The sequence below is a fragment of the Effusibacillus consociatus genome (assembly GCF_042652925.1).
In the GTDB taxonomy this organism is placed as follows: Bacteria; Bacillota; Bacilli; order Tumebacillales; family Effusibacillaceae; genus Effusibacillus; species Effusibacillus consociatus.
Genome location: NZ_JBHSHC010000150.1, coordinates 1 through 5,423 on the forward strand (window position 1 = coordinate 1; position 5,423 = coordinate 5,423).

Here is a 5,423-nt window from a genome sequence, read left to right on the forward strand (position 1 = left end):
CGGAAGGAAGCGGTTCGCCGATAAAACGATGAATGCTGGCAGCCAAACGCTTCAAGCCTTCGGTGTCTAAGTCATCGGCGCGGCCAAAATGATAGAGCACCTTCGCTTGTGGCGTACCGGTAACGGGGTTGCGCTCATTGTGTGCGAGCTGAACGTAACGGGTGGTCGTTCCATTTTTATTCTTGCGGGAAATTTGTCGTATGTACATAACTACATGATACAATGTATACTACGTAAAAGACAACAGAAAATCGTACTTATCCACATAAATTTAGTGCCTACAGATTTTCAGATTTTTTAGCGCTTTAGTGCCTGTGGAAAAGTCTGAAAAACCGCACCACATAAGGATTTCAGTTATCCACAGCACCCCTTGGGGTGCCTGCTTTTAGGCCTATACTGTCGAACCCGGGTTTTCAAAATCAGCGACCAATGTGCCAGAATCGTTGCTGGAGAAGTCCTAGACTCCCACGGTTCGGAGAAACCACTTCCCATTTATTTAGAGAAAAAGCGAAATTTACCGCTGCAAACTAGCTCACCACTAGCATCATGTACGTCAATTGAAGATCCAAACGCACTATTTAAATTTAACACCCCTGTCGGTTTGTTAGACTCAGTAAAAATCTCTGTATTTCCAGCGTTAAAGAAATTGCCTCGAAAATATAGCGTGGTAATCCTAAATCACCACCATCAGTGCTTTCTGAATAAGTCACAATTTAATTGTAAAAATTTTACACAAACTCAACTAAAAAACGGATCAGCCTTCGGTCCCACATCACCTTCTTTTTTGTTCCCAATTAGTTTGTACTGAATTTTGTCTTTAGAATTAGCATTAGCTATTTAATGAAATACACTTTTTAAATTTATCCGTATGACAAAATAATCCTTTCATAACACAAATCATAACACAAAACATGCGGAGACACCCCAGGTTTGTTCCTATAAGAAGAATCATCGGATCTGCAAAATGGAAATTACTTCACTAATGATACCGTTAGCACAAAAACAATGAAATTACGCTTATCGGATTATCGTATGGAATATAAGAAACCAAGGGAAAAGGTTCCCTTGGCTGGCGTGTTTTCAGTTCAACTAAAGATCCCGGTTAAGGAAGGCCACAAACTATTTATTGGAATTTTCTTTTAATGTCCAATAAATACTTGAGAATTACAGCGATACCGAAAACGAAATATCCGATCACAAGAATCCACCCCGTAGGATCAATTGGAATCAGGTATACAACAATTATCAACGGGAGGACATAGTATAGGACATCTTTCAAATAACCTAATACAAACGTTGGATCGAAAGAGCCTTCCTTCAATGATCGGAAAAGGGCGATAAGAAAATCAATGAACATGAGTCCAAATATGGCCCACATTGTGTAGATCATCCAGCCTGTAAGTGTAAACATTTATCATCACCACCTTACTACATACTATGCCGGAGGAGTACAAGGTGTATTGGACTTTTGCCAGGTGGGGTTAAAGTAAAATTCAAATTTGTAATTTCGTATACGGTTATTTCACCAACCTGTAATCTGTCTGTTAGCACAACAGGCTGCCGAAGTGAGCAGCCTGCTTCGTGTTTTATTTGGGTCTTGATTCCCGTTAGTGAAACAAACATTCCAAATTCGGCCCGAACTGCTTAATGTCCCCATGAGCACAGACCGTGACGTCCCTGACCAGCGAACTCCCCTGTTTAGTCGGAATCCTTCGTATCATTGGCGGACTCATCCAGTAGCTGCGCCGGAGCCACCTGAACACCCGAATCGACAAACGCCCGAGGTTTTACGTCAGCCGGCTCTGGTCGCCTATGGCCATACAGCCGCACATAGATCTGCTCAATCTCCTCGCCGGTCAGATCGCCCCGCTTCAGCAGCTCCTCCGCAATGGCGTGGACGAAGTCGGCGTGTTCCCGTACCAGCTTTTTCGCTTGGAGCATCTGGTCCTTCAGCAGCTCGTTGATCTTTGGCCGGAGCGCCTTGAGTGCATCGGACCGAGAGCCTAACGCAAGCCAACTGAACAGCTCGTCGCCCATACCGACCATACCAAGGTAGGCGCCGGCCATCTCTGTAGCCTGCTGCAGGTCGGAGGTAACACCGTTTAATTTCTTCCCCAGGAACTCCTCTTCCACCGCCCGGGCTGCCAGACAGACTTGGATCTCCGCCAAGATCTCGCTGTCGCTTCGGTTATACCGCTCATGCGTTGGCTTGGTGGCAGCGAGACCGAGCGCGCCGCCCCGGCGGATGATCGTCACCTTCCAGACCCGTTCGTGGGGCTTCAGCAAGTACTGGGCCACCGCATGGCCAGCCTCATGGTAGGCGACGTTCCGCTTCTCGTCCTCGCTCATGGAGCGAAGCGGCTGTTTGAGGCCCCACTCATATGTCTCCATGGCGGCCCGGAAGTCCTCGTAACTGGCAACCTGGGCCCCCCGTTGGTGGGCGATTACGACCGACTCGTTTACGATGTGTTTGATCTGGGCCGGGCTGTAGCCGACCGTGTCGAGCGCCGCCCGCTCTGGAGTAAGAGTAGAGTCCCGCTTCACCTTCTGGAGGTAGTAGAGGAAGACGTCCACCCGTCCATCATAGTCGGGGGCATCGACCCAGAGCTGCCGATCGAAGCGGCCGGGCCGGAGCAGCGCGGGGTCGAGTACGTCGGGCAAGTTGGTCGCTGCGACTGTCAGCACCGCCGGCCGCTCTGCTTTCTTGCGCCGCAGCCCGAGCGAGCGAAGCAGCTTGGCAAACCACGAGTTGTCGATGTTCGGCGGGTCCATCTGCAAAAGCAACTCGTTGAGCAGGCCAGCGCCGCCCATGCCGAACAGCCCTCCTCCACCGCCCACCTGCCGATTCATGCCGATGGCGTCGATCTCATCGATGAAGATGATGCAGGCACCGTACATATTCGCCAGCTTCCGGGCCTTCTTGTAGAGGCGCATCACCTTCAGGTTGCCGACACCGAAAAACATGTTTTGAAAGCTGGGAGCCGAGGCGTAAGCAAAGGGCACCTGTGCTTCGTTGGCGATGACCTGAGCCAGGTAGGACTTGCCGGTACCGGGGGGCCCACAGAGCAGCAATCCCCGGATCGCTTCACCACCCATCTCCTTAAACTCCTTGACGCCCTTGAGCAGGGTGACGATACGCTCGGCATTCTCAACGATCTCGGGGTTACCCCGGTAATCGTCCCAGGTGGCGCCGGTCTCACCAGGCAGAATCCAGTACGTGCGTCCCCGGGACAGGAACCAGAAGAGGGCTGCGAACTGGATGATTATGAACAGTACGGCGAAGAGCAACTGCAGCACAATGCCGACAATACCCAACGCGATCTCCCAGGATGTCGGCCCTCCTTCCCACAACAGCACGCCGGTCAAGACGAGGGCTAAGAGCCAGAGGAGGAATTTACGCCACTTGATCCACTGATATCTCCTCATGGCCTCACTTCCTTTACAAACGTTTTGCATTATTATATGAAAGCACAGACGGTTTTGATTATTCTATGAAAATCAATCCTAAGGGATGGCTCGTATCCAAAGCCGGACGGTACACGAGCAAAACTTTGATATACCTGTATTACAATGAACCAATTAAAAAACGATTACGACGCAAAAAATGCCCCGTCCGTTTTTGCCTATAATTTTTCCATCTTCCACAATCACCTCTCCCCGCGACAATACTCTTGATATTTTTCCTTGTACTTCGGTACCCTCAAAGAGGAGCACCGTGGATGATGTTTCCTCTTTATGTCTCAATCAAATCCTCTCCGCAGCCATCGAGGATCGGTTAGCTTCATGCTCTTTCACAAGATAACTTGTGATCGGTAAAACTGCAAGAGCAGCCACCGCACACATTATCCCAATAGACAAAAAGCTACCAAATTGAAGAAGAGCCGCTGAGATCGCTGTTGCACTGACCATTCCGGCGTACATAGCAGAACTATTCAGTGCAAGCACCGCACCACGGGCATTCGGGTCCAATTCTGAAACGAGTGCTGTTAAAGCCGATTGGCCAAACCCCAATGCAGTAGCCGATAGAACATGCACAACAATTGCAGGGAGTGCATGTTCAGTAATCAATGAAAGCCCCAAAACCCCCGATGCGTGGCCAATTTCAACGGTTTATAGCAGAAAGATGTAATTCCATCCATCGAGAAGGGAAGCATCTTCTTCAGCGGGTACTTCGTTTCTCCTGCAAAGCGTTCCTCCCGAACGTACTCGATAGTTGTTTGACGAAAGCCTACCCAGCTGACCAGACCATGGACAAAGCGATTCTTTTCTCGAATGTTTTGCATGGCATCGCAGACTTTTCGGTCTATCAGGCGGAAGTCACCGGTATCCAATGGAATGTCCACTTCTGTCCATGAACGAAGAGTGCGATAGAATAAAGAAGCGGTCCATTTTTTAAACAATGTCTCCCCTTCGCGTTTCGCACGCTTCGCATAGGCGAATTCATATCCTTCTTGCCATTTCTCAATCATTCGCGGGATTAGCTCGGGCGGATCTTGCAAATCGGCGTCGATAATGACAACGGCGTCCCCCGCGAGCATAATCCATGCCCGCGGCAATCGCTAATCGAATCGATTCATTTATCTCCTGCCCTCCTGACTTATCCCTTGATTTCGTATAATGTATTCGCACCGCCCCTATCCATAGGGCCGCCTTGATCGCCTTGAGAAGAGTTCGATTGCCACTCTTCCTTCGGAACCTCTGTGCTGTTTGCACGTATCCAATCCATCACTTCGCTGCTGCCGCCTCTACCTCCAAACCCAACCCCGGAGCCGGAAGGAATCAAGAAATATTTCACCTGAAATATTCACGGAACGACTTTGAACAAATCATGAATCCAATTAGATCAAGGAAAAACGGGGATATGGACGTTCACTTAAAAAGTGCGTAATTCATATGGAAAAAGAGCCTAATCTTTGGTAGTGTTAATGGCGTCCAAACCAAACACGATCCCAAGGAGGCTCTTCAATGGCAAGTGTACAAGAGTTACGCTTGAACTTCAACCCCCGAATGAAAGTTAATTTTAAAGGTGGCGATTTGACTTCAGACGCTGGTCTTCTTCTGTACAAAGAATTCGATCATAAAATCGGTCTCTCCGAAGCCGTGAAGCAATTCCTTGTCGTCGACGATCCTGTTCACCATCGGGATCATCCCAACGACGATGTCGTAGTCCAGAAAATCTATCAGCATGTGGTCGGCTATCATACTGACGATCATGCCGATGATTTATGCTACGAACCACTTCTCACCGCGATGCTGGGGAAGGAACGCCTGGCTTCGCAACCGACGATATCCCGATTCAATGAAAAGGCGACAATCGCTACCGCCAAGTCACTGGAAAAAGTGAATGAAGTACTGCAAGGTCGCGTGTACGCGATCGAACCTCGGGATCAGTTCGTATTGGACCTAGACTCTTCTGGCTTTGC

5 protein-coding genes and 2 pseudogenes are annotated in these 5,423 nt (G+C 49.2%); 1 reads left to right on the top strand and 6 read right to left on the bottom strand.

The window, feature by feature from the left end:
* The 6 genes and pseudogenes from ACFO8Q_RS21585 to ACFO8Q_RS21610 form a co-directional block, all read right to left on the bottom strand.
* Window positions 1–208, bottom strand: a pseudogene (locus ACFO8Q_RS21585) (IS1634 family transposase); the annotation flags it as partial.
* 915 nt (window positions 209–1,123) lie between these two features.
* The gene (locus ACFO8Q_RS21590; protein WP_380028986.1) at window positions 1,124–1,411 is read right to left on the bottom strand and encodes a hypothetical protein; all 288 of its coding nucleotides are present in this window, start codon (window positions 1,409–1,411) and stop codon (window positions 1,124–1,126) included.
* Window positions 1,412–1,698: 287 nt separating this feature from the next.
* The gene (locus ACFO8Q_RS21595; protein ID WP_380028988.1) at window positions 1,699–3,426 is read right to left on the bottom strand and encodes an AAA family ATPase; all 1,728 of its coding nucleotides are present in this window, start codon (window positions 3,424–3,426) and stop codon (window positions 1,699–1,701) included.
* 318 nt (window positions 3,427–3,744) lie between these two features.
* Window positions 3,745–4,068, bottom strand: a complete 324-nt coding sequence (locus ACFO8Q_RS21600; protein WP_380028990.1) for an MFS transporter — start codon at window positions 4,066–4,068, stop codon at window positions 3,745–3,747.
* 14 nt (window positions 4,069–4,082) lie between these two features.
* A pseudogene (locus tag ACFO8Q_RS21605) lies at window positions 4,083–4,566 on the bottom strand (glycosyltransferase family 2 protein); the annotation flags it as partial.
* Between the two features lie 31 nt (window positions 4,567–4,597).
* On the bottom strand, window positions 4,598–4,783 hold the full coding sequence (locus tag ACFO8Q_RS21610) for a hypothetical protein (protein ID WP_380028992.1): 186 nt from the start codon (window positions 4,781–4,783) through the stop codon (window positions 4,598–4,600).
* Between the two features lie 182 nt (window positions 4,784–4,965).
* Here ACFO8Q_RS21610 and ACFO8Q_RS21615 point away from each other — a divergent pair.
* Window positions 4,966–5,423 (top strand): transposase (locus ACFO8Q_RS21615; RefSeq protein ID WP_380028994.1); only part of this gene is annotated, 458 nt, incomplete at its 3' end.

Coding starts and splice junctions, on each gene's coding strand:
- ACFO8Q_RS21590 (WP_380028986.1), bottom strand. CDS start 1,411: ATGTTTACACTTACAGGCTGGATGATCTACACAATGTGGGCCATATTT.
- ACFO8Q_RS21595 (WP_380028988.1), bottom strand. CDS start 3,426: ATGAGGAGATATCAGTGGATCAAGTGGCGTAAATTCCTCCTCTGGCTC.